The organism is Mesorhizobium sp. M1A.F.Ca.ET.072.01.1.1, from assembly GCF_004023325.1.
Lineage (GTDB): Bacteria > Pseudomonadota > Alphaproteobacteria > Rhizobiales > Rhizobiaceae > Mesorhizobium.
Genome location: NZ_RZSF01000754.1, coordinates 1 through 429, shown reverse-complemented (window position 1 = coordinate 429; position 429 = coordinate 1). Strand labels below are relative to the sequence as shown.

The 429-nt window shown below is 69.5% G+C and carries 1 protein-coding gene; it reads left to right on the top strand.

Annotated features, from left to right (window positions below):
- Window positions 1-429 (top strand): DeoR/GlpR family DNA-binding transcription regulator (locus EOA32_RS37870; RefSeq protein WP_245499546.1); only part of this gene is annotated, 429 nt, incomplete at both ends.

The following is a 429-nucleotide window of genomic DNA, read 5'->3' as shown; positions in this document are numbered from 1 at the left end:
TTCCTCGCCCGCGAGTTGCTCGGCCACCGGCGGCTCACCGTCGTCACCAATTCGTCGGACATCGCCCGCACGCTCGCCACCGTCAACGGCAACAAGGTCTACATGGCCGGCGGCGAGTTGCGCAGCGATTCCGGCGCCGCCTTCGGCGTCTCGGCCATCGACTTCGTCAGCCGCTTCTCCGTCAGCCACGCGGTGATCTCCATCGGCGCGGTCGACGCCATTGCCGGCCTGATGGACTACGATCTGGAAGAGGCGGAGTTCGCCCGCATGGTGCTGTCGCGCGGCCAGCGCTCTGTGGTGGTCACCGATCAAAGAAAGTTCGGCCGCCAGGGTCTGGTCCGGGTCTGCGGCTTCGACGGCTTTTCCGAACTCGCCACCGACCTGCCGCCGCCGCGCGACATCGCCGCCGCGCTCGCCGCGGCCGGCGGG